18 protein-coding genes, 2 pseudogenes and 1 riboswitch are annotated in these 24,702 nt (G+C 58.0%); of the genes and pseudogenes, 8 read left to right on the top strand and 12 right to left on the bottom strand.

Annotated features, from left to right (window positions below; genetic code table 11):
• The first annotated feature begins 174 nt into the window (after positions 1-174).
• A complete protein-coding gene (locus tag NF78_RS16320) occupies positions 175-369 on the top strand; it encodes a hypothetical protein (protein ID WP_035987968.1) in 195 nt (64 codons plus the stop codon).
• Between the two features lie 54 nt (positions 370-423).
• Here the strand turns inward: NF78_RS16320 and gntK are convergent, their stop codons facing one another.
• The 3 genes from gntK to rsgA form a co-directional block, all read right to left on the bottom strand.
• The gene (gntK, locus tag NF78_RS16315; RefSeq protein WP_035987966.1) at positions 424-1,986 is read right to left on the bottom strand and encodes a gluconokinase; all 1,563 of its coding nucleotides are present in this window, start codon (positions 1,984-1,986) and stop codon (positions 424-426) included.
• Between the two features lie 196 nt (positions 1,987-2,182).
• Positions 2,183-3,535: a GntP family permease gene (locus NF78_RS16310; RefSeq protein WP_035987964.1), complete on the bottom strand. Its 1,353-nt coding sequence runs from the start codon at positions 3,533-3,535 to the stop codon at positions 2,183-2,185.
• Positions 3,536-4,227: 692 nt separating this feature from the next.
• Positions 4,228-5,286, bottom strand: a complete 1,059-nt coding sequence (rsgA, locus tag NF78_RS16305; protein WP_035987962.1) for a ribosome small subunit-dependent GTPase A — start codon at positions 5,284-5,286, stop codon at positions 4,228-4,230.
• A 436-nt stretch (positions 5,287-5,722) separates the two neighbouring features.
• On the opposite strand from rsgA, the gene NF78_RS16300 reads away from it, so the two are divergent.
• Together NF78_RS16300 and NF78_RS16295 are read left to right on the top strand one after the other, a co-directional pair.
• A complete protein-coding gene (locus NF78_RS16300) occupies positions 5,723-6,052 on the top strand; it encodes a hypothetical protein (protein WP_197064858.1) in 330 nt (109 codons plus the stop codon).
• Between the two features lie 169 nt (positions 6,053-6,221).
• Positions 6,222-6,317, top strand: a riboswitch (TPP riboswitch).
• A gap of 111 nt (positions 6,318-6,428) precedes the next feature.
• A complete protein-coding gene (locus tag NF78_RS16295; RefSeq protein ID WP_052050555.1) occupies positions 6,429-7,964 on the top strand; it encodes a sodium:solute symporter family transporter in 1,536 nt (511 codons plus the stop codon).
• Positions 7,965-8,030: 66 nt separating this feature from the next.
• Here NF78_RS16295 and NF78_RS16290 read toward each other — a convergent pair whose 3' ends face one another.
• Positions 8,031-9,473: an arylsulfatase B gene (locus NF78_RS16290; protein ID WP_197064857.1), complete on the bottom strand. Its 1,443-nt coding sequence runs from the start codon at positions 9,471-9,473 to the stop codon at positions 8,031-8,033.
• Positions 9,474-9,725: 252 nt separating this feature from the next.
• Here NF78_RS16290 and NF78_RS33265 point away from each other — a divergent pair, with 252 nt between their 5' ends.
• Positions 9,726-10,718: a helix-turn-helix domain-containing protein gene (locus tag NF78_RS33265; protein WP_081972661.1), complete on the top strand. Its 993-nt coding sequence runs from the start codon at positions 9,726-9,728 to the stop codon at positions 10,716-10,718.
• 181 nt (positions 10,719-10,899) lie between these two features.
• Here the strand turns inward: NF78_RS33265 and NF78_RS16280 are convergent, their stop codons facing one another.
• Complete coding sequence (locus tag NF78_RS16280) at positions 10,900-11,391, bottom strand: DUF4383 domain-containing protein (protein ID WP_052050681.1); 492 nt, start codon at positions 11,389-11,391, stop codon at positions 10,900-10,902.
• A gap of 146 nt (positions 11,392-11,537) precedes the next feature.
• On the opposite strand from NF78_RS16280, the pseudogene NF78_RS31230 reads away from it, so the two are divergent.
• Positions 11,538-11,948: pseudogene (locus NF78_RS31230) on the top strand (IS1 family transposase); the annotation flags it as partial.
• 36 nt (positions 11,949-11,984) lie between these two features.
• Here the strand turns inward: NF78_RS31230 and NF78_RS16275 are convergent.
• Positions 11,985-13,469, bottom strand: coding sequence for a glutamate synthase subunit beta (locus NF78_RS16275; RefSeq protein WP_035987956.1), 1,485 nt, complete (start codon positions 13,467-13,469; stop codon positions 11,985-11,987).
• A gap of 259 nt (positions 13,470-13,728) precedes the next feature.
• Between NF78_RS16275 and NF78_RS33530 the strand changes: the two are divergent.
• Positions 13,729-13,995, top strand: a pseudogene (locus NF78_RS33530) (DUF4258 domain-containing protein); the annotation flags it as partial.
• Complete coding sequence (locus NF78_RS16270) at positions 13,985-14,218, top strand: YgiT-type zinc finger protein (RefSeq protein WP_035987954.1); 234 nt, start codon at positions 13,985-13,987, stop codon at positions 14,216-14,218. The pseudogene NF78_RS33530 and the gene NF78_RS16270, both read left to right, overlap by 11 nt.
• A gap of 69 nt (positions 14,219-14,287) precedes the next feature.
• Here NF78_RS16270 and NF78_RS16265 read toward each other — a convergent pair whose 3' ends face one another.
• The 4 genes from NF78_RS16265 to gltB form a co-directional block, all read right to left on the bottom strand.
• Positions 14,288-14,941 (bottom strand): peptidase M15, encoded by a 654-nt coding sequence (locus tag NF78_RS16265; protein WP_035987952.1) that lies wholly within the window; start codon positions 14,939-14,941, stop codon positions 14,288-14,290.
• A gap of 14 nt (positions 14,942-14,955) precedes the next feature.
• A complete protein-coding gene (locus NF78_RS16260) occupies positions 14,956-15,279 on the bottom strand; it encodes a helix-turn-helix domain-containing protein (protein WP_035987950.1) in 324 nt (107 codons plus the stop codon).
• 15 nt (positions 15,280-15,294) lie between these two features.
• A complete protein-coding gene (locus NF78_RS16255; RefSeq protein ID WP_035987948.1) occupies positions 15,295-15,651 on the bottom strand; it encodes a type II toxin-antitoxin system RelE/ParE family toxin in 357 nt (118 codons plus the stop codon).
• A gap of 120 nt (positions 15,652-15,771) precedes the next feature.
• Positions 15,772-20,409, bottom strand: a complete 4,638-nt coding sequence (gene gltB, locus NF78_RS16250) for a glutamate synthase large subunit (RefSeq protein ID WP_035987946.1) — start codon at positions 20,407-20,409, stop codon at positions 15,772-15,774.
• A gap of 594 nt (positions 20,410-21,003) precedes the next feature.
• Between gltB and NF78_RS16240 the strand changes: the two genes are divergently transcribed.
• Positions 21,004-22,125, top strand: coding sequence for a hypothetical protein (locus tag NF78_RS16240; protein ID WP_035987943.1), 1,122 nt, complete (start codon positions 21,004-21,006; stop codon positions 22,123-22,125).
• Between the two features lie 28 nt (positions 22,126-22,153).
• On the opposite strand, the gene NF78_RS16235 is transcribed toward NF78_RS16240, so the two are convergent.
• Entirely contained in the window at positions 22,154-23,275 is a 1,122-nt protein-coding gene (locus tag NF78_RS16235; RefSeq protein WP_156119796.1) for a hypothetical protein, read from the bottom strand.
• A gap of 120 nt (positions 23,276-23,395) precedes the next feature.
• Positions 23,396-24,646, bottom strand: a complete 1,251-nt coding sequence (locus tag NF78_RS16230) for a SpoIID/LytB domain-containing protein (protein ID WP_225885317.1) — start codon at positions 24,644-24,646, stop codon at positions 23,396-23,398.
• Positions 24,647-24,702: the final 56 nt, after the last annotated feature.

Below are 24,702 nucleotides of genomic sequence, written 5' to 3'. Positions count from 1 at the left end.
CAAATGATCGGCGTTCCTCCCTGTAGCTTTCTGATCGGGCGAAGGCCGATCGCCATTGACACCTATCGCCCCCGCTGCTGATCTGTGAGGCATGGGGGTGGTTGGACTGCGCGATTTGTAAAGCTCTCTGCTCCGAAATCGCCTGGCAAACCCTACAACACCGAAGGAGCCCTCATGCTCAGAACCTCTAGCCCCATCGCCGAAACCCCTGCCAATCGCCCCACCTGGGGCCAGCGCCTACGAGCCGCCGTAGTTCAGTTCTGGCGCTTTAGCCGCTTCTATGGCGACTATCACTCTCTGCCCCCGACGGAGCGGCGACGGTTTGTGGTCAAGCGGCAACCTCAGGGGAACCCATCTGCTCCCGGGTAATCGGGGTTGGATGGATTGGCTGGCTGCCTTTGGGGATGGTGGGCGGTGCCCACCCTACCTTGAGGGTAAGTCGATGTCGCCTAGCTCGGCTTGCAGGGCGGCGATCGCATCGTATTCCCGCGCCAGCACTTCGGTCAGGTGCTCAAACACCGGCAGTACCTTTTTGTAGACGGTCACATTTTCGGGGATGGGCTGGTGCCGATAGGTTGCGCCAATCATGGTGCTGACCATATCGAGCGACGGCACCCGCCCCAGACCGTGGAGGCCCAGTACGGCAGCCCCCAGGCAGGAGCTTTCGTAGTGCTCGGGAATCTTCACCTCACGGTTGAAAATGTCGGCCATCATCTGTCGCCACAGGGGCGACTCGGCAAAGCCCCCCGTGGCCTGAATCAGGGTGGCGGGGCCAGCAAAATCCTCCAGCGCCTTCAGCACCAGGTACAGGTTGTAGACAATGCCCTCCAGCACGGCCCGCACCAGGTGCGACTTGGTGTGCTTGACGCTGAGGCCAAAGAACGAGGCCCGGGCATTGGCGTTCCACAGGGGCGATCGCTCGCCCATCAGGTAGGGGTGAAACAGCAGCCCTTCGGATCCGGCGGGCACCGCCGCCGCCATCTTGGTCAGCAGGCCGTACACATCCTGGCCCAGGCGCTTGGCGGTGGCCACCTCGGCATCGGCCAACTGGTCGCGCACCCAGCGCAGGGCAATGCCGCCGTTGTTGACCGCGCCACCGATCACCCAGTGGTGCTCGGTGAGGGGATAGCAAAACAGCCGCTCCTGGGGGTCGGTGATGGGGCGATCGACCACCGCCCGCACCGCGCCGCTGGTGCCCACGGTGACCGCCACCAGCCCCGAGGCGATCGCCCCTACTCCCAGGTTTGACAGCACCCCATCGCTGGAGCCCGCAATGATCGGCGTTTCCTCCCGCAGGCCCATAGCGTTGGCCATTTCGGGTTTGAGCCCGGTAAGTACGGCGGTGGTGGGCACCAGTTCAGAGAGGGATGAGGGGCTGACTCCGGCGATCGCCAGCGCCCCCGGATCCCAGTCCAGCGTCTCCAGGTTTAGCAGCCCCATGGCCGTAGCGATGGAGTGATCGACCACGTAACGGCCCAGCAGCCGGTAAAACACGTATTCTTTGATCGAAATAAACCGCGCCGCCGACTGAAACAGCTCGGGCTGCTCGTGGCGCAGCCAGGCCAGCTTGACCAGGGGCGACATGGGGTGAATCGGCGTGCCCGTTCGCCGGTAGACGGCGTGGCCCTCCATATCGGCCTTGATGCGCTTTTCCCAGCCGGCGCTGCGGTTGTCGGCCCAGGTGATGCTGGGGGTTAGGGGCTGACCGGCAGCATCGATCAAAATCAGGCTGTGCATGGCTGAGCTAAAGCAGAGGCCCAACACCTGGGAGGGGTTGAGCACGTAGGCTTCCATCAGCTTCTGCACCGTTTTGACCACGGCAGTCAGAATTTCTTCGGGATCTTGTTCGGCGGTGGCCACATCGGGGGTGTAGAGCGGGTAGGTAACGAGGGCTTTACCCACCACCTTGCCCGCCTCGGTAAACAGCACCGACTTGGTACTGGTGGTGCCGATATCGACCCCAATGATGTAATTTTGATCGGCCATGGTGGTGTGTAGAAATAGGTGTTTAGTTGTAGAAGGGGTGTCGGGGGGCGGATGCGAGGTATCGGGTGTCGGGTATCGGGTGTTGGGTGCTAGGTGTTGGGTATTGGGTGCCGGGTAGTAGGACTCTGCGTCGTAAGTCGGCCAACTGTTCCTAAAACCCGAGACCTGAAACCCGAAACCCTTCCCCAATCGTCGTTTACAAAAAGAACCCCACAATCAGCATCACCACCAAGCCCACGCCGCCGATGATGGTCTCCATCACCGTCCACGATTGCAGGGTTTGCTTCTCGCTCATGCCCAAAAATTTGCCCACCAGCCAAAAACCCGAGTCGTTGACGTGGGAGAGCACCGTGGCACCGGAGGCGATCGCAATTACAATCGCCGCCACCAGCGGAGCCGAATAGTTGGCCGTCTCCACCGCCGGGGCCACCAGGCCCGCCGCCGTCACCATCGACACCGTGGCCGAGCCCTGGCTGACCCGCACCACCGTGGCAATCAAAAACGCCAGCAGAATAATCGGCAGATTCGAGGCAGCCATGGCTCCGGCCAGGGCTTCGCCCACCCCGGTTTCGATCAGGGTGCGGCCAAACACGCCGCCAGCCCCGGTGACCAGGATAATCAGACCAATCGGCTCAAAGGACTTGGAGGCAACGCGCTGGATGTCGTTGCGGGTGTAGCCCCGCAGGGTGCCCAAAAAGTAGAACGACAGCAGCGTCACCAGGGCCAGGGCGGTGAACGGGTGGCCAATGAACGCCATCCAGTCGCGTAACAGGTTGCCCTCGGGCAGCACCACCCCCAGCACGGTGTTGAGCAAAATCAGCACCAGGGGCACCGCTATCAGGGTCATGACCATGGTGAAGCTGGGCAGATCTTTTGCTGGCGTGCCCTGGGGCGGCGGGGCCGCTTCTTCCATCTCGGCGGGCACGTCCAGGTGAATTTTGCCCGCAATTTTTTTGCCAAAATAAACGCCGCCAATGGCCATGGCCGGAATTCCGGCCAGCACCCCCATCAGGATTACCCAGCCCAGGTCGGCCCCAATCAGCGAGGCCACCGCCACCGGTCCCGGCGTCGGCGGAATGAACGAGTGGCCTACCGCAATGCCCGCCACCAGTGGAATGGCGTAGTAGAGCAGCGATCGCCCCGTGCGCCGCCCCAGGCTGTACACCAGCGGAATCGACAGAATCAGCGCCACATCAAAAAACACCGGAATGGCGATCACCAGACCGGCCAGACCCAGAGCCCACTGGGCCCTGTCCTCCCCAAACTTTTTTACCAGGGAGTTGGCAATCTGCTCGGCCCCGCCCGAGACCTGGAGCATTTCACCAAACATCGCCCCCAGGCCAATCACAATGGCGATGTAGCCGAGAGTATTGCCCATCCCCGTCTGAATCACTCCAGCAATTTCCGCCGGGGGAATGCCGCCAATGACGGCGACGAAAAGGCTCACCAGCAGCAGGGCCAAAAACGCCTGCAGCCGCAGCACAATCACTAAAAAAAGCAGCAGGGCAATGCCCAAGACCGCAATAAACAACAGCGAAAAGGTAGACATTTCCAAAGACCCTTTAAGTTATGGTCAAGCGTCATCCAGGCCTGACATCTACGGACTATTCGAGCCCTTGCGACTCTCACTTGAATGCGTGAAAACTAACAATCAAACAAAAAACAATCCCCCAAAGGAGAGAGATAGTAATCTAGGGTTAACTGGCTGAGGAAGGACGGTGTCTTGCCCGTATGGGATCAATACCTGCCCTAAAACTTTCAAAATCACCATAGATCACCATGGGTCAACTAGTTGCTTTTCTCCTTGGGCTTGCAGCGACCCATCCAGCCCAAAGCCAGGCTTGACAGAGATCAAGCATCATCGCAAAATTGCAGCACCGCCCCATCCGTTAAGCAGCCATCTATCTAACAGAAAAATCTAGAGACGAATCAGACTAAATTTTTTCGACCAGATGGTTGTCAGGAGGTTAATGCTCTCTTTTTTTGCCCACAACTCTCATCTTAAAAATAAAGAACTGGAGAGCAAGAATTTTGTTCACAAAAATAAACTGTGCCGCAAAAAAGAGGGCAGTATTTTCATTTTTTCAAATACTGTTCACTGCTTTTCTTTCTTAAGTGGGTTGACGGTTGAAACCAAACCTGGGCCATAAAACCCTGATTTAAAGACCAATCCCTGGTAGGGGCGCGGCAGTGCCGCGCCCCTACAAACGTCCCTCCACATGAGAGCAGGCTCGGGCATCATTACCGCTGCGGGCGATCGCGCATCGCCTTGTGAATCGTCTTCCAGCGGCGCTTGCTGTTAGCTGCGGCACGGGCATCCTGGCGCTGGTCGATCCACTGCTGCTCGCGCTGGAGCTTGTGGTAGCTGTGCAGGCGACTCCGACTCAGATCGCCTGCCTCAACGGCAGCCTCCACCGCGCAGCCCGGCTCTCCCCGGTGCCGACAGTCGCGAAATCGGCAGTCTTCCGCCAGTTCCTCAATATCGGCAAAGGTGGCCCCCAGCCCCTCGCTGGTCGTCCAGAGCTGGAGTTCGCGCATTCCTGGCGTATCGATCAGCAGCGCCCCCGAGGGCAGGGTTAGCAGGTGCCGCCCGGTGGTGGTGTGCCGACCGCGACTGTCGTCATCGCGCACGGCCTGGGTCGCCTGCTGCGAAACGCCGAGAAAGTGGTTCGTCAGCGTAGACTTGCCCACCCCCGACGAGCCAATCAGCGCCACGGTTTGCCCTGGCCCCAGGTAGGGCGCGAGCTGCTCTAGTCCTGCCCCTGTGGTGGCACTGACAGCGTGGAGGGCCACGCCGAAGGCAATCGCCTCTACCTGGCCCAGGCGATCGGCTAAATCCTCACAGGCATCAGCCTTATTCAAGACGATGACCGGCATGGCCCGACTTTCCCAGGCGGCCACCAGATAGCGCTCAATGCGGCGCAGGTTAAAGTCGCCGTCAAGGCCGCACACCAAAAACACGGTGTCGACATTGGCCGCCACCACCTGGCCCTCGGTTTTGCCGCCCGCCGCTTTGCGCACAAACTCGCTCCGGCGGGGCAGCACCGCCTGGATAATGGCGGTACCCGGCTGTCGCTGTACTACCACCCAGTCGCCCACCGCTGGGTAGTTTTGCTCCCCCTCGGCCTGGTAGCGAAATTGCCCAGACACCATTGCCGCCAGTTCTCCGGTGGGGGTCAGCAACTGGTAGGCACCGCGATGCTCTAGCACCACTCGGCCTGCCTCAAAGCCTGCCTCTGCCCAGGGGGCAAACGCGCGATCGCAGGTGGTGCTCCACCCGCCCAATTCAGTTAAGTTCAAGGGTTTTTCCTCAAATGAAGCCTACGGAGGGCAAGGCTTCACGGGGTCGGCCCCTGGGAGGTGCCGCCTAGCCTTGCCGGAGAATCATTGGGTTGCCGCGCAATACCGACTCAGCCATAGGTCACCTTCCTGGCGCTAACGTACGGGGTGCAAGCTTTACTGCTGGGCCTGCTTACCTCCAGACTACAGCGTCTGGGCTGGCGATCGCGGCGGCCGAGCAACGTTGCAGCAAATCTACAACTTTTGAGCAATTGACTAAACTGTTTTCAGGTTGGGGAACACTTACCCCTAGAACACTTTCTGAATGAAACCAGCGACTGTTTAAGGGATAGCGATGATCAACGTTACTGCGGCTATGTTGTTGGCGATTGGCATAACCCTGGAATCTTTTGGGGAAAATTACGCGCTAATAGCGGCGATCGGCATCGTATTCGCTATGGCGTTCTTTCTCTTGATGTATCTCCAATATCCGGTCTTCTTCATCGGTTCTGCCCGATATCCCCTGGCCAGAAAGTGTTTTCCGGCCATTCGCTGGGCTATCTTTGGCATTTACTTCGTCGATCTGTCTACCACCCTCATGCGTCACCACGGTGGGCCGGATCTCAGCGTGTCTATTCATGCCTACAGCATTTGGGCCGGGGTCTACCTGGTCACCTATAGCCTGGCTATCCTCACCGGGCCACCCAAGCAGCGCCGCCGCAAAAAGATCCTCAACCGCTACGGTCGCCGCCGTTGGTTTGGTCAACCCGTCCCGGTTCCGGCCTAGGGCAAAGAAGCCTGAAGGGGCGTTATAGCCTGACGGAAAGTTCTGGCTGAGCGGCTGGGGTGGTTGACGTGCATCCATCTATCCGCGCCATAGAACGCCTTCAGCAGCTACCAGGGGGTGGGATAAAGGTGGGGCGTTGGCGATCGCAGCGAACTCCAGTGGTAGGATGCTATCAAGCTAGGGGTGTCCGAGCAATCGGGCTGAGATCATACCCTCGGAACCTGACCTGGTTCATGCCAGCGGAGGAAAGCGTTGCTTGAGGCTACGCCCCATTGAATTGGGTGCCCGGCCTTACCGACCCATGTTCTGCGAGTCTCCTGTTCTCTTAACCGCCGCCTCTAGCAACCACCCAACCCGCACGAGGTGAGTTGTGACGATGACCTTTATTGCGACGGCGATCGCGACCCCGGCGATCAGCGCCACGGCGATCGCCGTCGCCCTGATTACCGTGGCCAGCTTTGCGCTGATTGGGCTGCTCCAGGCCAGCCGCCACAGCCTCAGCCTGGAAGACTATATGGTGAGCCGCAACAGCGTGGGCACCCCGATGGCCCTGGCGACGATTGTGGCCTCGGCCATGGGGGCCTGGATTCTCTTTAGCCCGCCAGAGGTGGGGGCCACCAGCGGCATTGCGGGCATCGTGGGCTACTGCATTGGCCAGGCGACCCCGGCGGCGCTGTTTGCCTTCATGGGCACCCGCATGCGGTTTCTCATGCCCAGGGGCCACTCCTTAAATGAGTATGTGCTGCACCGCTTTGGCCAGGCCATGTACCGGCTGACCCTGGGGATTGTGGTGTTCTACATGTTTGTGTACCTGACGGCGGAGTTGACGGCGATCGCAAAAGCCGTTGAACTCATGGCTGGGGTCCCCCTCTGGCTCACCGCCCTGCTAGTGATGGCGGCGGTGTTTGCCTACACCCTGGTGGGCGGCCTGGCGGCGACGATCTTTACCGACGCGATTCAGTTTGTGGTGATTGTGCCGCTGCTGCTGCTGAGCTTTGCGGTAGCGGTGTTGGCCCTGGGGGGCTGGGGCAGTGCGATCGCCCCCGTCACCCAGGCGGCACCGCAGTTGCTCACCCTGGCCAATGGCCCTGGCATTAAGTTTGGGGCCACCCTGGTGATCGCGGTGATTGCCGCCGAAATGTTCAACCAGACCAACTGGCAGCGGATCTACGCCTGCAAGACCGACCAGGTGGTGCGGCGATCGTTCCTCGGTTCGTTTCTGGTGATTTTGCCCATGCTGCTGCTCGCCGGGCTGCTGGGCATTGTGGCTATGCACTTTGGCTTTAACGACGATCGCGCCTTTTTCTCGCTGATCCAGGCGCTGAACCTGCCCGGTTGGGTGAGCCTGGCGGTGCTGGTTCTGGTGCTGGCCCTGGTGATGAGCAGCCTCGACTCGCTGCTAAACGGCATTGCCAGCGTGTTTACCACCGACCTGCTGCGGATTTTTCCCAACCGATCCTCCAGCGGCATTCTCCGAATTACCCGGCTGCTGACGGTGGTCGTGGGAATTCCGGCCATCCTGATCGCCTCGCGGGGCTACAACGTGCTGTACCTGTTTTTGCTGGCGGATCTGGTCTGCGCCGGGGCGCTGTTTCCGGTGCTGTTTGGGCTGTATTCCAGAAGGCTGACGGGGACGATGGCGTTTTGGAGTGCGGTGGTGGCGATCGCAACGGGTGCCCTGTTCTTCCCCCGGCCCGACTTTAGCCCCTGGAATGGTCTGCCCTTGGCGGGCGATCTGCTGGTCAGTTTTGCTGCCCCCATCGTGGTCTCGACGCTAATTTGCCTGATCTGGATCCAGATCAAGGCCCAGAGAGGCAAAACGGAGGCCTTTGACTTTGGCATTCTCCGCCGCGACATCCGCGCTTACGGCGAAGGGGAAGGGCTGCCCCTAGAAGGGTTGCCCGACAGATAAAGATCTCACAGGTAGGGGCGCAGACCCTGCGCCCCTGCGAGGAATCACTCTTTAGATGAGTAATTTCTACGGTTGGTTTTCGATCGCCTCCGCATCTTCTGGTAATGCAACGGATGTAAACAGCAAACTCTTAGCCGCGCCCAATGCTTCTGTTAAAAACAGTGACGGTTCAGCTTCGCCAGCCATTTTTTCAATCCGTTGTTTCAGTTCGGCCACAATTCTAAGATTCTGGTAAGCCAGGTTGGTTTCCTCCGACGGGTCCTGGGCAATGTTGAACAGTTCTACCTTGGAGGGCAGTGCGGTTTTCCACACCAGCTTCCAGTCCCCTGAATGGACAGCCGCGCGCAAGGGTTCAACATCGAAACCAACGGCATCGCGATCGATGTTTTCTCCATTTGCCAGGGCTGGCCAAACGTTCAACCCATCCAGAGGTTTCGCCGGATCGGATGATGCGCCAGCTAAAGCGGCGAACGTCGGGTACCAATCAACCATGTGCATCGGCTGATCGGCCACAGAACCGGGTTTGAGCTGTCCTGGCCAATTGGCGAGGGCGACAACGCGAGTGCCGCCTTCGTATAGCGATCCTTTGCCATCTCGAAAAATACCGTTATCGGCAGGAATGGTGCCGCCAGAGGTATCGACTTCACCCGTAACCTGGGCAGAACGGGGGCCACCATTGTCACTCTGGAAAACAATCAGCGTGTTGTCTCGCATCCCACGCCGTTCTAGCGCCTCCACCACCTGACCAATTTGCTCGTCCATCACAGAAATCATGGCCGCATAGGCACGACGATTTGGGTCGGTGATATTTGCATACTGCTCAAGCGCCTCTTCGGGTGCCTGGTAGGGCGCATGGGGAGCGGTAAATGCTAGATAAAGAAAAAGGGGCGTATCGGTGTCGTGCTCGCCGATCAGCTTCACTGCATCCTGCCCCAGCAGTGTGGTGACATAGCCCTCTTCATTGACCAGTTCGTTGTTGCGATACCAATCCACAACACCGTGGGCTGAGTGGGTGAAATAGTCGATTTCACCGAGAATAGGACCATATTGGTAATCAAACCCGCGCTGCCGAGGCCAATACTTGCGATCGGCATGGCCAAGGTGCCACTTGCCCACCAAGGCAGTCTCGTAGCCCACCTCCTTTAGAGCCTGCGGCAGCAACCACTCATCGGTAGACAGCCCGTAGGTGCCTGCTGAAGGAATAACGAGAGTTTGCAACCCGTAGCGGAAAGGGTAGCGTCCAGTCATCAAAGCGGCTCTGGAGGGAGTACACCAGGGATGGGTATAGTTCTGCTCGAGGGTGACTCCGGCTTGGGCCAGCCGATCGAGGTTGGGAGTCTTAATATCGGAGCCATGAAACCCAACATCTTTCCACCCCAGGTCGTCGGCCAAAATATAGACGATATGGGGGCGCGGCGGTTGCTGAGCGACAGCCTCCGGGGGCAACCATCCACGCCCCGCTATCAACAGCGCCACCATGAAGGCGATGATAAAGCCCAGTTTTTTCACGTTATCAGTAACTCCCGTTCATACTAGTGATTTTTGGTGACGGTTTACGCAAGCCAGAAACCAAATTGCGCCGGGGTGCAAAATGAATTCTTGTGCCGTCATAAGGCATCAGCATAAAATCCAGCTAAAATGATGGCTATCCAAAAATTGCAAGATAGCGAAAGTGAATATTAAGAATCCTGAAGAAGTCTAGCCGGAAATCTATGTTTCAGTGGTGTTTTCTCGAAGAAGGTTTCACTACTTTGGTAAGACATGAAATCGCTCCAGGACCCCAGTCCTCAACCTTTGCAAAACACGCCTCCGAGCGCTATATCGCTTCATCAATTTCAAGATATTGACGAACTAGCAGTATTTTTGCCTGAGGATGTTCGCCTGACGCCCTTGGAGTGCGGACCTTTTAGATGTGAATCAGCGGCTCTCAATTTAGGCACGATTCACTTTAATTTCAATCATGTAAGCCGCAACCTTAAAGCGGTTGGCCAAAAACAAAGAGGTTTTTTAAGCTTTTCAATGATTCTCCAAAGTAGTGGGCAACACGGCATAGAAAGCAGCCGATTCATCACGGAAGATTATCTATTTGGATTTGATGCCAACCGTGAGGCAGATCTGATCTTTCCTGGGGGCTGTACCTATTGCGCCGTTTACATACAGCCAGACACCTTTGATGCCTGTACCCAAACTATGGATCGCCTAGAATTAGACAACAAGTTTTTAAGCTGTAATTATGCTTATATGCCAGATTCATTTCCCTTCTTGCGTACCTACCTGAAGCAAATTTACAACTTACTGGTTCGGCGGTCGCCACTATTGCAAAAGCCAGACTTCCAGCAACTCATTGTGCAAGACTTTCTGCCTCTATTTATTGCGTCATTGCCAACCCAGCAGGAGCACTGGACTTCAGCCAAATTCTTTCGCCGTTCTAAACTGGTTAAGCAGGCCGATGATTACATGCGATCGCATATGGATCAGGCCCTGACCCTGACTGATCTATGCGAGGCCCTAGGCACCAGCACTCGAGCCCTCTGCTACGGATTTCAGGAAATGTTTGGCATCAGCCCCATGGCTTACTTAAAAATCTTGCGGTTGCAAAGCAGCTATCGAGTGCTAAAGGCAAGTGCCCCAGGGGCAAGGAATGTGACTGATGTGGCAACCCAATTTGGCTTTTATCATTTAGGGTACTTTGCCAAAGACTATAGGCAAATGTTTGGCGAACTCCCTTCAGAAACCTTGAGTCGAAACAAGTAGGTTTTGTGTTTCTCAGTTCTTAGTGAGTAGTTAATATACCCCTGCTTGAAAAGCTGAGGCTGAGAACACAATAAGCGCACGGTCAAACATTGCCGTGCGCTTAGGGTCAGAGCTGACGCTTATAGAATTGACTCAAAGGGCCAGATGATGGCCGCGCTTTTAGCCCGACTACTGGGCCCGACTACTGGGTAGACGGAGCCGTTGATTCGGGATGGTTGGGGTGCCAGACGAAGGCGAAGTAAGCGGCGATCGCCCCAGTTAAAGCATTAAACCAAACGTTGTTGCCAAAGATGGGCATGATGCCAAAGAGGGTATTGGAGAGCGGAATCAACCCCATAACGGCAAGCAGCAAATAGCTGATGGCAAAGAAGCGATTGTATCGAAAGGCTCCTTCTTTACCCGTAGCCGAAAACAGCCCAAAGCCGCCAATGGCTAGGTGCACCATGTTGTGCAGTAGGTTGGTCGGAAAAAGCCCAAACAAATAGCCAAAACCTCTTAGGTAAGCGGCCATATAGTCAGCCCCACCGCTAATAGGAACTGAGCTTGTGTCTAGCGGAACGCTAGATCCCATGCCTTGGGTAGGGAGGTTTATCAGAGCGGGAATAAAACCAGCAATGCCTAAAAAGGTAAAGATGATTCCCAGTGCCAATGCACACTTCTGCTCGCTGTTCATACTGTTCATACTAAGTCACTACTCCTGTAGAAGAAATCGGCGGCAATCTGTAAGTGCATCTTAAAAACCACAAGATGCCCCTTCCTCCTGCTATGGAGCTAGGTTGGTAAATGCTTGACCCCTCTGTAGGGATACTTAGCCGAAGCGGAAATAGCTGCAAGCCCGAGGATTCTGATAGAATCCTCGGGCCTGGACTTGAAGTCGCCACAAAAATCAAAGGGTCTCAAGGTCTGCGGCCGGTTGTCTGGGTGAGGCCAGAGCATCCTTACACTGCGCTCAGCCCGCTGGCTGAGGTGCATGCCAATCATAACGAGACTCATAATGCAGCACTGAGGCGACGATGCAGCGCCTATCGTCGGCGTCAAAACCTCTATGCCAAAACCCAAGCCGGATTGCAGCGGGCCTTAGATGTCCAGCGGATCCTCCACAACTGGGTCAGGCCCCATTGGGGTCTTGGTCAACAAACGACTCTAGCGATGGCGATCGGCCTTTGTCATCGTCCGCTATCTACTCAAGAAGTCCTTTGTATGAGAGAGTTTCCACGTATCTCCTCTTAACAGACCAGTGCCCCTTCATCCTTCTGCCTTCCAGTACTAGGGCAGTTCGGTGGTGCCCATCAGGTAGCGATCGCACTCCCTTGCCGCCCCTCTACCCTCATTGATCGCCCACACCACCAGGCTCTGCCCTCGACGACAATCCCCAGCCGCAAACACCCCCGGAATCGACGTGGTGTACTGCTCGTGCTCGGCCTTGACGTTACTGCGGCCATCTTTCTCCAGCCCCAGGGCATCGATCAGCGACTGCTCGGGGCCGAGGAAGCCCATGGCCAGCAGCACCAGCTGGGCGGGGATCACCTTCTCGGTGCCGGGCACGTTCTGGGGCACGAAGCGCCCGTTCTCGTCCTTGCCCCACTGAATCTGCACGGTATGAACGGCCTTCACGTTGCCCTGCTCGTCACCCTCGAACTTGGTGGCGGTGGTCAGGTAGGCGCGGGGGTCATCGCCAAACATGGCGGCGGCTTCCTCCTGGCCGTAGTCCATTTTGTAGACCTTGGGCCACTCGGGCCAGGGGTTCGCTGCCGATCGCGTCTCCGGCGGCTGGGGCATGATCTCCACCTGGGTGACGCTGTTGCAGCCGTGGCGAATGGAGGTGCCCACGCAGTCGGTGCCCGTGTCGCCGCCGCCGATGATCACCACGTCTTTATTGGCCGCCGAGATGTAGTCGTTGCCGGGGTAGCCATCCAGCACCGCCTGGGTGTTGGCGGTGAGAAATTCCATGGCAAAGTGAATGCCCTTCAGCTCGCGCCCCTCAATGGGCAGGTCGCGGGGCTTGGTGGAGCCGGTGCAGAGCACCACCGAGTCAAACTCCTTCAGCAGGTTTTCAGCAGAAATGTCCTTGCCCACTTCGGTGTTGCACACAAAGGTGACGCCCTCGGCCTCCAGCACGTCGAGCCGACGCTGGACGACTTCTTTTTTGTCCAGCTTCATGTTGGGGATGCCGTACATGAGCAGCCCACCGGGGCGATCGGCCCGTTCGTACACGGTGACCCAGTGGCCCGCCGAGTTGAGCTGGGCGGCGGCGGCGAGACCAGCGGGGCCGGAGCCAATTACGGCAACTTTCTTGCCGGTGCGCTGTTTCGGCGGGTTGGGGACAATCCAGCCCGACTCCCAACCCTTTTCGGCGATGGAATACTCAATATTTTTAATCGTCACCGGGGGGCTGGTGATGCCCAGCACGCAGGAGCCCTCGCAGGGGGCGGGGCAGACGCGCCCGGTGAACTCGGGGAAGTTGTTGGTCTTGTGCAGGCGTTCCAGGGCTTCTTCCCACAGACCTCGATAGACCAGGTCGTTCCACTCGGGGATCAGGTTGTTGATGGGGCAGCCGCTGGCCATGCCGCTGATGGTCATGCCGGTGTGGCAGAAGGGGGTGCCGCAATCCATGCAGCGCGCCCCCTGGGTGCGGAGGTTTTCCTCCGGCATGGGCAGGTGGAACTCGTCCCAGTTGCGAATGCGATCGGCGGGGGCGACTTCTTGCGCCACTTCCCGCAGGTATTCCATAAAGCCAGTCGGTTTTCCCATGGTGGTTGTCCTGAAGGTGGTTGTTTTATTGCTGGTGAAAATTCGATTGCTGTAGGTTGGGTGAAGCGTCAGCGGAACCCAACATTGCGGAGTCTGGGCGTTGGGTTTCACTCCGTTCCACCCAACCTACAATTGCTCTGGGACTAGGCTCTGCTGAAGCTCTGCCTCACCCTAGGCGCTAGAATGGCTGCCATGGCTGTAAGTATCGAGAGCATACCGTCAAAAGTTTACTGAAGACCAATTCGAGTTTTCTAAGCATGCGGTTGATCAGTCCATTGTGCGTCGGATTTTGGTGCGGGAGGTGAGAGAGGCGATCGCGAGTGATCACATTATCGAAGACTATCCAGATGATAAATACGGGCCAAGCTGTTTGATTTTGGGATTTACTCAATCCCAGCGTCCTCTTCATATTCAATGCAGTTATCCCTCCCGTCCAATCATTAAGATCGTTACTTTGTACGAACCTGAAGCCGAAAAGTGGAACAGCGATTTTACGAAAAGGAGATCGGTTGAAGATGAAAACTGAATGGCAAGAAACCCTAGTCGAAAAGAATGTCACGTATACCCTGAATATCAACGGTCAATTTATCTTGATTGAAAATGTTCCTGCTCGAGTCAATGAGGAAACCGGAGAGCAGTTTTTTTCTCCATCCACGGTAGAACGTTTGCAAAAGACGATCTTGGGGGAAGCAAAACCCGATCACTTTGTTCAGGTTCCTGTCTACAACTACTCAGATAGTGCAGCATAGTTTTGAGCTTGATCTAAGCAGTTAAGGTCTTGCAGAAAGCAAAGCGCCTGCTGCTCGGCCGTTCACACGCTATTTAGGCTTCAGATCCATCAAGAAAGGTTTGTAGAATTCGCTGTGATCGCCTTCAAAGTTATACATGCCCTGCTTTGTCAAATACCCCTTCTTTCCAGTAGCAGGGTTGGCAACCTGGCCGTAGGTACTCTTAGGGTAGTTAGGATCTTCGTGCCAAGAGATATTAAAGGCAGCGTACTTTGGGAAGAAGATCATTTTGGCATAGTCAGCAATGTTGTCATGAATCCACCAGGCAAGGGCTGGCCAGTCGTGCGTAGATTCATAGTAGGGAATAAATGAGGTGACAATTATACAAGCTGTAGCTCCCATAAAACCTTTTTCATCTCGTCTGTCCCAAATATGGGCTGCGTAGTTTGCCTCACTGCTTGCACAATTGTATTGATTCTTGTTTTCTGCTCCTTTGGCATTAACCTCGCAGGATCGGTAAGCAGAACGAATAGTGATTCGTCCCAAAGCATCCTGAATAGGCTCTAGAACTTTTTCACAAAGATTTCGACCAGCCTCAATCGCTAAATCCGGATCGTCTGGGATATTAGGGATACCTTCAATTTGGGAAATCTCAGAATAGAGAAATTCCCGCATAAAAAAGCTCTTGGAGAGTCGAACTCTGCCAAGTTCTTCAAGGGCTTTAACGGTTTGAGGCTTATTCATACCTTACTCTGAGGTTATGAGGCAATGACTCGCGTTTGTGCTTGCGGCAAAGATTTTGGCTTCACCACGATTTCTACATCACGTCCAAGGGCATTTAGAAACCGAAATAACCGAGTCGTTGAAAAACCTGATAATTTGCCGTTGATCAAGGCTGACACCTTGGGTTGGTCGATGCCTAAAAGCTCCGCTGCCTCAGCTTGCGTCATGTTTTGGTTAGTAACAATGCCGCTGATCTTACGAGCAAGCTCTGCTTTGACCAGCAATTCATCGGAATTGTCTAGCTCTAAATCTGCAAATACATTGCCACTACCTGTCTGAACACTAATAGGTTGAGTCATTTCCTCCTGCTCCTTCTAACCACTGTAATTTTCTGAGTAATGCTCTTGAGCACGTTTAAGTCTTATACCGATCAGTTCGATATCTTGCTTTGGGGTGGCAATGCCCTGTTTAGACTTCTTTTGAAAGATGTGTAAGACGTAAAGCACACCAGCTAGTTTTACGGTGTAAACGGCTCGATAGGTGTCTCCGTCGAAGTTTTCTACAACTTCAAGCACCCCAGCTCCCTTAAAACCTTTGAGAGGCTTGGCTGAAGGGTGTTTTTCTCCACATTGAGCCAAGTACAAGGCGTAGCCAAGATCTTGCCGAACCTCTTCTGGAAACTCCTTTAAATCTTCAAGAGAGCTGCCGACCCATTCAACTGGCTTTAACAAAGCACTTACACCCTCACTATGCTAATTCTGGCATAGAGCGTCAATTAAGCCTTGTAGGGTAGGGGTAATGCCGACCAAAAATCAGGCGGTACCCCTCACCCTGCAATTCATCCCTAACCCCTAACTCCCTCCGATGCGGGCGACGTCGCGGGCGTTTTCTTCAAACGCTGCCGTGAGGGCATCGTCGCCGGTCAGCCCATCGGCCAGAGCTTTTTGGATGTGTTGCAGCACCCGCTTGTAGTCGCGGGGCATCACCTTCACAAACTTGGGCACGGTGTTCTCCCAGTCGGCCAGCAGCGTGCTCCCCCGCTTGCTCTGGGTGTAGTCAACATGGCGCTGGATCAGATCTTGCAGGTCGCGGATGTCCTCTGGGTTTTCCAGCCGCTCCAGATCCACCATTTCAGTGTTGCAGCGGGTGGCGAAGTCCCCGGTTTCATCCAGCACGTAGGCGACGCCGCCGCTCATGCCCGCTGCGAAGTTGCGCCCCGTTACTCCCAGCACGATCGCCTTGCCGCCGGTCATGTATTCGCAGGCATGGTCGCCCACCCCTTCCACAACGGCGGTAACGCCGGAGTTGCGTACGCAGAAGCGCTCGCCAGCTAAGCCACGAATGTAGGCTTCGCCGCTGGTAGCCCCGTAGAAGGCGACATTGCCGGTGATGATGTTTTCGGCAGGCACAAAAGTGGACTGCTTGGGCGGGTAGACCACCAGCTTGCCGCCGCTGATGCCTTTGCCCAGGTAGTCGTTGGCTTCGCCTTCGAGTTCGAGGGTGACGCCCCTAGGCACAAAGGCTCCAAAGCTTTGCCCAGCGCTGCCCTGGAAGTGGAGGTGAACGGTGTCCTCCGGTAGTCCTTCCCAGTGGCGCTTGGTGATTTCGTTGCCGAGGATGGTGCCGACGACGCGGTTGACGTTTTGGATCGGCAGGGTGGCGCTGACCTTTTCGCCCCGCTCAATGGCGGGGGCGCACAGATCCAGCAGGGTGGTCATATCCAGAGATTGCTCCAGGCCGTGATCCTGGGCCATCTGACAGTAGCGACCCACCTCGGGGCCAACCTCCGGCTGGTGGAGGATGGGGGAGAGGTCGAGGCCCTTAGCTTTCCAGTGGGCGATCGCCGCCTTCGGCTCTAGCACGTCGGTGCGGCCCACCATCTCATCCAGGGTGCGGAAGCCCAGCTGGGCCATCCATTCCCGCATTTCCTGGGCAATGAAGGTCATGAAGTTGACCACGTGGTCGGGGTCGCCCATAAAGTGCTTGCGCAGCTCGGGATCCTGGGTGGCGACGCCCACCGGGCAGGTGTTCAGGTGGCAGACCCGCATCATGATGCAGCCCATGGAGACCAGGGGCGCGGTGGAGAAGCCAAACTCTTCGGCCCCCAGCAGGGCGGCGATCACCACGTCGCGCCCGGTCTTCATCTGGCCGTCGGTCTCCACCACCACCCGGCTGCGCAGGTTGTTGAGCACCAGGGTTTGGTGGGTTTCCGCCAGGCCCAGCTCCCAGGGCAGCCCGGCGTGCTTGATGGAGGTCTGGGGGGAAGCCCCGGTGCCGCCGTCGAACCCGGCGATCAGAATCACGTCGGCGTGGGCCTTGGCCACCCCGGCGGCGATGGTGCCGACGCCCACCTCCGACACCAGCTTGACGTTGATGCGGGCGTCGCGGTTGGCGTTTTTGAGGTCGTGGATCAGCTCCGCCAGGTCTTCAATCGAGTAGATGTCGTGGTGGGGCGGCGGCGAGATCAGGCCCACGCCGGGGGTGGAGTGGCGGGTTTTGGCGATCCAGGGGTAGACCTTGCGGCCCGGCAGTTGTCCGCCTTCGCCCGGTTTGGCCCCCTGGGCCATTTTGATCTGGATCTCCTTAGCCTGGGAGAGGTAGAGGCTGGTGACGCCGAAGCGACCGGAGGCCACCTGCTTGATGGCGCTGTTTTTGGAGTCGCCCTTTTCGTTGGTCCAGGTGTAGCGCTCGGGGTCTTCGCCGCCCTCCCCGGTGTTAGACTTGCCGCCGAGGCGGTTCATGGCGATCGCCAGTGCCTCGTGGGCCTCCTTGGAGATCGACCCGTAGCTCATGGCTCCAGTCTTGAACCGGCGGGTGATCGCCTCCACGGGTTCCACCTCATCAAGGGGAATCGGCTCCCGCTGCTTGAATTGCAGCAGATCCCGCAGGCGGAACAGCTGCTTCTCCTGCTCGTTGACCAGGGCGGCGTAGCGCTTGTAAGCCTCGTAGTCCCCCAGCCGCACCGCCTTCTGCAGGGAGTGAATGATTTCGGGGCTAAACAGGTGGGCTTCCCCTTCCTTGCGCCACTGGTAGTCGCCGCCGACATCCAGGGTGACGCGATCGCTGGGGCGATCGGGGAATGCGTGGCGGTGGCGCTTGAGGGCTTCCTCGGCCAGCACGTCGAGGCCCACCCCCTGAATGCGGGAGGCGGTCCAGGTAAAGTACTGGTCAACGACGGCCTGGTTGAGGCCCAGGGCTTCGAAGATCTGCGCGCCGCGATAGCTCTGGATAGTGGAAATGCCGATCTTGGAGGCAATTTTGATCACCCCTTTGGTGACGGCCTTGATAAAGTTCTGGCAGGCTTTCTCCAGCTCCATCGGCGGCAGAAGCTGGTCGGCAATCATGCCCTCAAAGGTGTCGAACACCAGGTAGGGGTTGATCGCGCCGCAGCCGTAGCCGATCAGCGTCGCGAAGTGGTGGACCTCGCGGGGTTCGCCCGACTCCAGGACGATGCCGACGCGGGTGCGGGTGCCGTTGCGGATCAGGTGGTGGTGCAGGCCAGCGACGGCCAGCAGAGCGGGGATGGGGGCGTGGGTGGCGTCGAGGGTGCGATCGCTCAGAATAATTAGACTAGTGCCGCTGGCAATAGCCCCATCCGCCGCCTCACAGATCCGATCCAGCGCCGCCTTTAGCCCGGCTTCTCCCTCAGCCGCTGGGAACACGATCGGCAGCGTCACCGAGGGGAATCCGCTCTCGCCAGCGTTTTTCAGCTTCGCCAGCTCCGCATTGGTGATGATCGGCGTCTTCAAGTTGATCAGCCGACAGCTCTCGGGCTCGGGCTTCAGCAGGTTGCGCTCGCTGCCGATGGTGGTATCGGCGGAGGTGATAATCGCCTCGCGGATGGAGTCGATGGGCGGGTTGGTGACCTGGGCAAACAGCTGGTGGAAGTAGTCGTACAGCAGCCGGGGCTTGTTGGAGAGCACGGGCAGCGGCGTGTCGGTGCCCATGGCCCCGATCGCCTCGACGCCGTTTTCGGCCATCGGTTTCAGCAGTAGCCGCAGTTCCTCGAAGGTGTAGCCGAAGGCGGTTTGGAGGGTAGGAAGGGGCGCACTGCTGTGCGCCCGTACGGGGGAATCGGGGTTGGGTTGGGGCGCACTGCTGTGCGCCCGTACGGGGGTATCTGCTTCCGGCAAATCGGCTAGGCGAATGAGATGGCAATCCAGCCACTCCCGGTAGGGATTTTCCGTGGCGATCTGCTGCTTGATCTCTTCGTCGGAGACAATTCGGCCCTCGTCCATATTCACCAGGAACATGCGGCCCGGCTCCAGGCGGCCCTTGTAGGCGACATTCTCCGGGGCGATCGGCAGCACCCCCGCTTCCGAGGCCATGATCACTAGGTCGTCTTTGGTGACGGTGTAGCGGGAGGGACGCAAACCGTTGCGATCGAGCACCGCGCCCATCATGGTGCCGTCGGTGAAGGCGATCGAGGCGGGGCCGTCCCAGGGCTCCATCAGACAGGCGTGGTATTCGTAGAAGGCCTTTTTCTCGGCGCTCATGGACTCGTGGGCGGTCCAGGGCTCCGGAATCATCATCATCACGGCGTGGGGCAGCGAGCGGCCCGCCAGGGTCATCAGCTCCAGGGTATTGTCGAAGATGCCGGAGTCGCTACCTTCCTTATTAATCAGCGGCTGGGCGCGATCAAGGCTGTCGCCAAACAGCGCCGACTCAAACATGGATTGGCGCGCATACATCCAGTTGATGTTGCCGCGCAGGGTGTTGATTTCGCCGTTGTGGGCCACGTAGCGGTAGGGGTGCGCCCGCTCCCAGCTGGGGAAGGTGTTGGTGCTAAAGCGCGAGTGCACCAGGGCTAGGGCGCTTTCCATGTCGGTGTCGGCCAGGTCGGGGAAGTAGAGCCCCACCTGCTCTGTGGTGAGCATGCCCTTGTAGACCACCGTGCGGCAGGAGAGGCTGGTGGCGTACAGGTAGGGGTCAATTCCGGTCGAGTGAATGGCGGAGTGCGCCCGCTTGCGAATGATGTAGAGTTTGCGCTCAAAGGCCTGGTCGTCGGCCAGGTCACTAGACCGCCCAATGAACACCTGCTGCATAAACGGCTCGCTGGCCTTGGCGGTCTCGCCCAGGGAGGTGTTGTCGGTGGGCACGTCGCGCCAGCCCAGTACTTTTTGGCCTTCTTCCTGCACGACGCGCTCAAACAAGCGGCGACCCTTCTCGCGATCGCCCGCATCCGGCGATGAGAAGAAGAAGCCCACCCCGTATTGACCGGGTGCAGGCAGGGTAATGCCCTCTGCCGCCGCCACCTTGGCCATAAATTTGTGGGGCATTTGCAGCAAAATGCCCGCCCCGTCGCCGGTATTGGCTTCGGCCCCCACCGCGCCCCGGTGTTCCAGGTTGACCAGAATAGTCAGTCCCTGCTGCACAATGCTGTGGGACTGAGCACCTTTCATATGGACAATGAAACCTACGCCGCAGGCATCGTGCTCGTACTGCGGGTGGTAGAGACCTTGGGCTTGGGGCGGTTGGGTTGGGGTCATTGATTTATCGGGCAAAACGATGGAACTCAAACAGGGGACATGCATAGACCATGCCTAGCTATTCTGGGGTGAGGCACAGGCCGCTGGGCAGTCTCTTAAGAAAATGATCAGATCAGCAATCTAGAACTTTGCGAAACATGACAAAGTTCAGAAGGCTTTGATTTCGCAAATTTCTGCTAAATCGAATACAAGTACAAGAAACAATACGCTATGACGGCGATCGTTAGTATCCTCTGGGCTAACCTCTGTGTCTAAAACATGTAGAGTACAAGCAGCCCAACACTTTTACGAACACAGGAATGGTTCGATGGTCGTAGAGGTAATAATTACAGCCACAGTGCCGCCAATAGATAAAGATCTAAAGTATTTAAGACTTGCGGCATCCGAGTTAACCAGCAGCCAAGACAGCGTCACAGTCAACGTTGAGGAAGAGATTGGGATTTTTTTCTTAACGACTACCTTTAAGATGAAAACAACTGCCCAGTACAAGGTAGTTGACCACATATGCAAGCAGTTCGAATACTCAACCTTTGACCTGGAGGGTTATCAAGAAATGTGCATTTCATTCTCTCGATAGCAACGCTTTAACGACCCATGAGTGAGTACCAGTACTACGAGTTTCAAGCTATCGATCGCCCCTTGACTACCAAGGAGCAGGATACCCTGCAAGCGCTCTCCAGCCGAGCCCACATTACCCCCAGCCAGGCCAGCTTTGTCTATAACTACGGCGATTTTCCGGGCGGCCCGGAGGCTATCTTGGCCCAGTACTTCGACGCGATGTTCTACATCGCCAACTGGGGCACCTGGCAGTTTATGTTTCGCTTTTCCAAGGGATTGGTCGATCGCACATGGTTTGCGCCCTACGAAGTTGGGAATGCGATCGCCGTTTCTACCACCACCCACCACCTGATTCTCAATATCGAGATTCAGGAAGAAGGGGGCCTGATGGGATGGGTTGAGGGCGAAGGCTGGCTGCCCCGGCTATTGCCCCTGCGCGATGACCTGATGGCCGGTGACCTGCGGTTGCTGTATTTGGCCTGGTTGCGGCTGTGCCCTAACCTAGCCGGGGTTGACCTGGAGGAAGACCCCCTAGAGCCGCCGGTGCCCCCCAACTTAGGAAAGTTGACTCCGCCCCTGAAGGCCTTTGCGGAACTGGTGGAGTTGGATACTGACCTGGTCGCAGCGGCAGCCCAGGCAAGCCCTAGCCTCCAGCTCGCTCCCGCTCCGCCGCTGGAGGAGTGGCTACCCAAGCTACCCAAGGCAGAGCGCGAGAAATTTTTGATCAAGCTGGTGCGGCGCGAACCCCACGTCGATCTGCAGTTGATCAACCGCCTGAAAGAACTGGCCGGGGCAGAATTGGCTACGCCCTCTGTGGCAGTGCAGGGGCAGCGGCGATTGTCGGCACTGGTGGCGATCGCAGACGATGTGGAGTCCAGGCGTAAACAGCAGGAGCAGGCCGCCGCCCAACAGCAGCGGATCAAAGAGCTAGAGGCCCTGGCCCCCAAGGCAACCCAAACCTGGGATCGGGTGCTGGACCTAATTCAGGTCAAGCAGGCCTACGCCTACGACGAAGCCACCAAGCTGCTCAGAGACCTGCGGGACCTGGCCCAGCACCAGGGCCAATTGCCCGCCTTCCGTCAACGCTTTGAGCGACTCAAGGACAACTACAGCAACCGCCCCGCCCTGATGAAGCGATTACGATCAATCAAGGTGTAGGTTTGGTCAGCGTTTCACCAGCGAGGCTTTAGCGGCTGCGGGCATTTGTCAGCGTCAAAATTTCTGCGTTGAGCTGGTCGAGGGCCTGCATCAAATACCAAATCTCCCGCTCGATTTCCTCGGCAGGGTTGGCAAAACTTTCTACCCGATAGCCGCCGCACCAGGTAGGGCGATGGAGAACCTGAGTGAAAGGATCTACCAACGCCAGCATGGCCAGCAAAAAATCGCGGCGGGTGACGGGAGCGCTGTCTTCGAGAGCGATCGCAGGTATTGTGGTCCAGGCGATGGCGCGAGCAGGCTGGGAAATGGGGGACGCGATCGCCTCCCTGGGCAACCCCTGGGGAGCGGCCTTTGTTGCGGTAGTGGAGGGCAACCCCGCGATCGCCACATTTGACTTGGTGACCTCCAGGGTGGCCAGCGATCGCCGCACTTCCCGCAGCATGGCCAGCAGGTCCTGTATGTGGCGATCGGCCTCTCTCAAAAAGTCCTCGTGCTGGGCGATCGCCCGGGTGGGATCCTGTAGTTCCCGGTGGAGGACTTCGACGTGGGCAAGAAATTCGCCTCGGGCGAGGGGCCGGTTGTCCTGAGCAGCGTCCAGGTAGGCGGCCAAATCCAGCTCTCCAAACCGCCAGAGCAACTGCTCGTAGGTGGCGTAGGTGGATGGGTCGCCCGCGCGAATCAGCTCCAGCACCGCTTCGGGCTCGGCGTCGTCGATGGTCAAAATGCTAAAGCTGATGCCAGTGGGGGGGCGTTGGGCTGGCGCTGGTGCAGATAGCGCCTTGGTCTGGAAGGGGGCCATCTGACGGTGAGCGTCTTCGATCTGGCGGGGCACGCGACCGCGCAGGTAGGCCATATCGCTACCCAGGGCATCGCAGGCAGTGGTGATATGGTGCGATCGCACGTCCCAACCCTCCTTCAGATCGGCCCACAGGGCTGCCATCACGCGGTTGTACTCTGTCCCCAGCAGCGGTGATTGAGGATTTCCTTCCAGAAGCGATGACCAGGGCAGGGGGTTTTCGTCGCTAGGCTCGTCCGGGATGGTGAGGGTCTGGGCAGGCACTTTCTGCTCAGTACCGGAGTCTGCCAGGGCCATTGCCTGAACCCCCAGCAGTAGCGCTAAGCATCCCCCCGCCGCCTGTCGCCAAGCCATACCGTCCCCTCCCTTAGAAACCAATCAAGTTCTCCCAAGTGTTGTCTTCACAACGGGACGGGACGTTTCAGCAAAGTTGACAATTTGTTAACTGACACCCAGCGGGGACGGTCCTTTGCCCTACTCAACTACCAGGCGCGAAAGGCTGGTGCCGGGGTAGTAGGTGCCGAGGATCTGGTTGTAGTTGTAGCCCTTGGCGGCTAGCTCCATTGCTCCGGTTTGGCTCATGCCGTTGCCGCCGTGGGCTGCCTGCACGATCGCCTCGGTAGCCGCATACAGCGACTCAACAATGCCGCCGTTGTAGCTGATGAACTCGCCCGTGGTGGCAGCGACCGCCGCCTGGGTGGTATTGGTCTCCTTGGCAATGCCCAGGTAGGCCTGGTAGCGCTGGGTGTTGTCGAGGTCGTAGGCGCGCTTGGCGTGGCGCACGTGGTGGACCAGCGCGTAGGACCGGGCCGCAACCGCCTGGGCCTTGAGCGCCTCCAGGGGCCAGTTGACGTACATTTCGCTGCCCACCACGCTACTGAGGTAGTCGTGCATCAACACAAAGTTGACCGCCATCAGGCCCGAGCCATCGGTGATCAGCAGTACCCGGCCCTTGTACCAGCTGTTGCCCACATACACAAAGCCACCCTCGCCGGGCTCCAGCCACACGGTGCTGGAGAGGGTGCAGCCCCCGGCAGACATGCCCGACCCCTGGGGGCGCAGCACCACACTGCGCTGGGCAGGCAGGTTGCAGTAGTTTTGGCCGCCGAGATCCATCAGGTAGCCATCGACGGAGGTGGCGACCTCCAGGCTGGAGGAATTTCTGGCGATCGCCACCCGCATTTCCAGGTTGGTGTCGATGGTTTTGCCAGGGTCAAAGTTGCTGACGGCACTGGGGGCGGGCGGCGAGGCGGGCCGGGGCAGCGATCGCGAGTTGGTCTGCGGAGTAGTCGGGCTGGGGGCAGCGGCGACAGGCTGAGCGGCTGGGGTGGGACTGGCAGCGGCTGGCGCTACTTCGGCCTCGGCAGGGGTCGCCGCACTGGGGGGAACCGCCGCCTGCACCAGCAACCGTCGCGCCCGGTACAGATCGACAATCGACTGGCGTACCATGCCGGTGGTCTCCCACAGGGCTGGGCGCAGAACCTCGGGTTTGCCACTGCGTCCGCTCAACGGGGCGGCAGAAACCTGCACCAGCAGCAGGCTGGCAAAGGCCAGACCGCCAAACACCTTGATGCGGGCCGAGGGGCTAGTTGCCCCCTCCGCCAGGGGTCGCTGGGCGAAGGACTTGGGCCATGGCAGCGACTTGAGGTGAAGCGGCTTCAGTTTGACCGACTTGAGTCGCACTGGCCTCAGCTTGGGGAGCCGAGCCTTCCAGGGATCTCTCATGGTGGTTTAACCTAATCTCCACTCTGCACGCACTAGACATCGCAGGTAAACGCACT

Origin of the sequence: Leptolyngbya sp. KIOST-1, from assembly GCF_000763385.1 — a bacterium.
Lineage (GTDB): Bacteria > Cyanobacteriota > Cyanobacteriia > Phormidesmidales > Phormidesmidaceae > Nodosilinea.
Note: the sequence above shows the minus strand (reverse complement) of the source record. Positions and strands in the feature narration are given on the sequence as shown.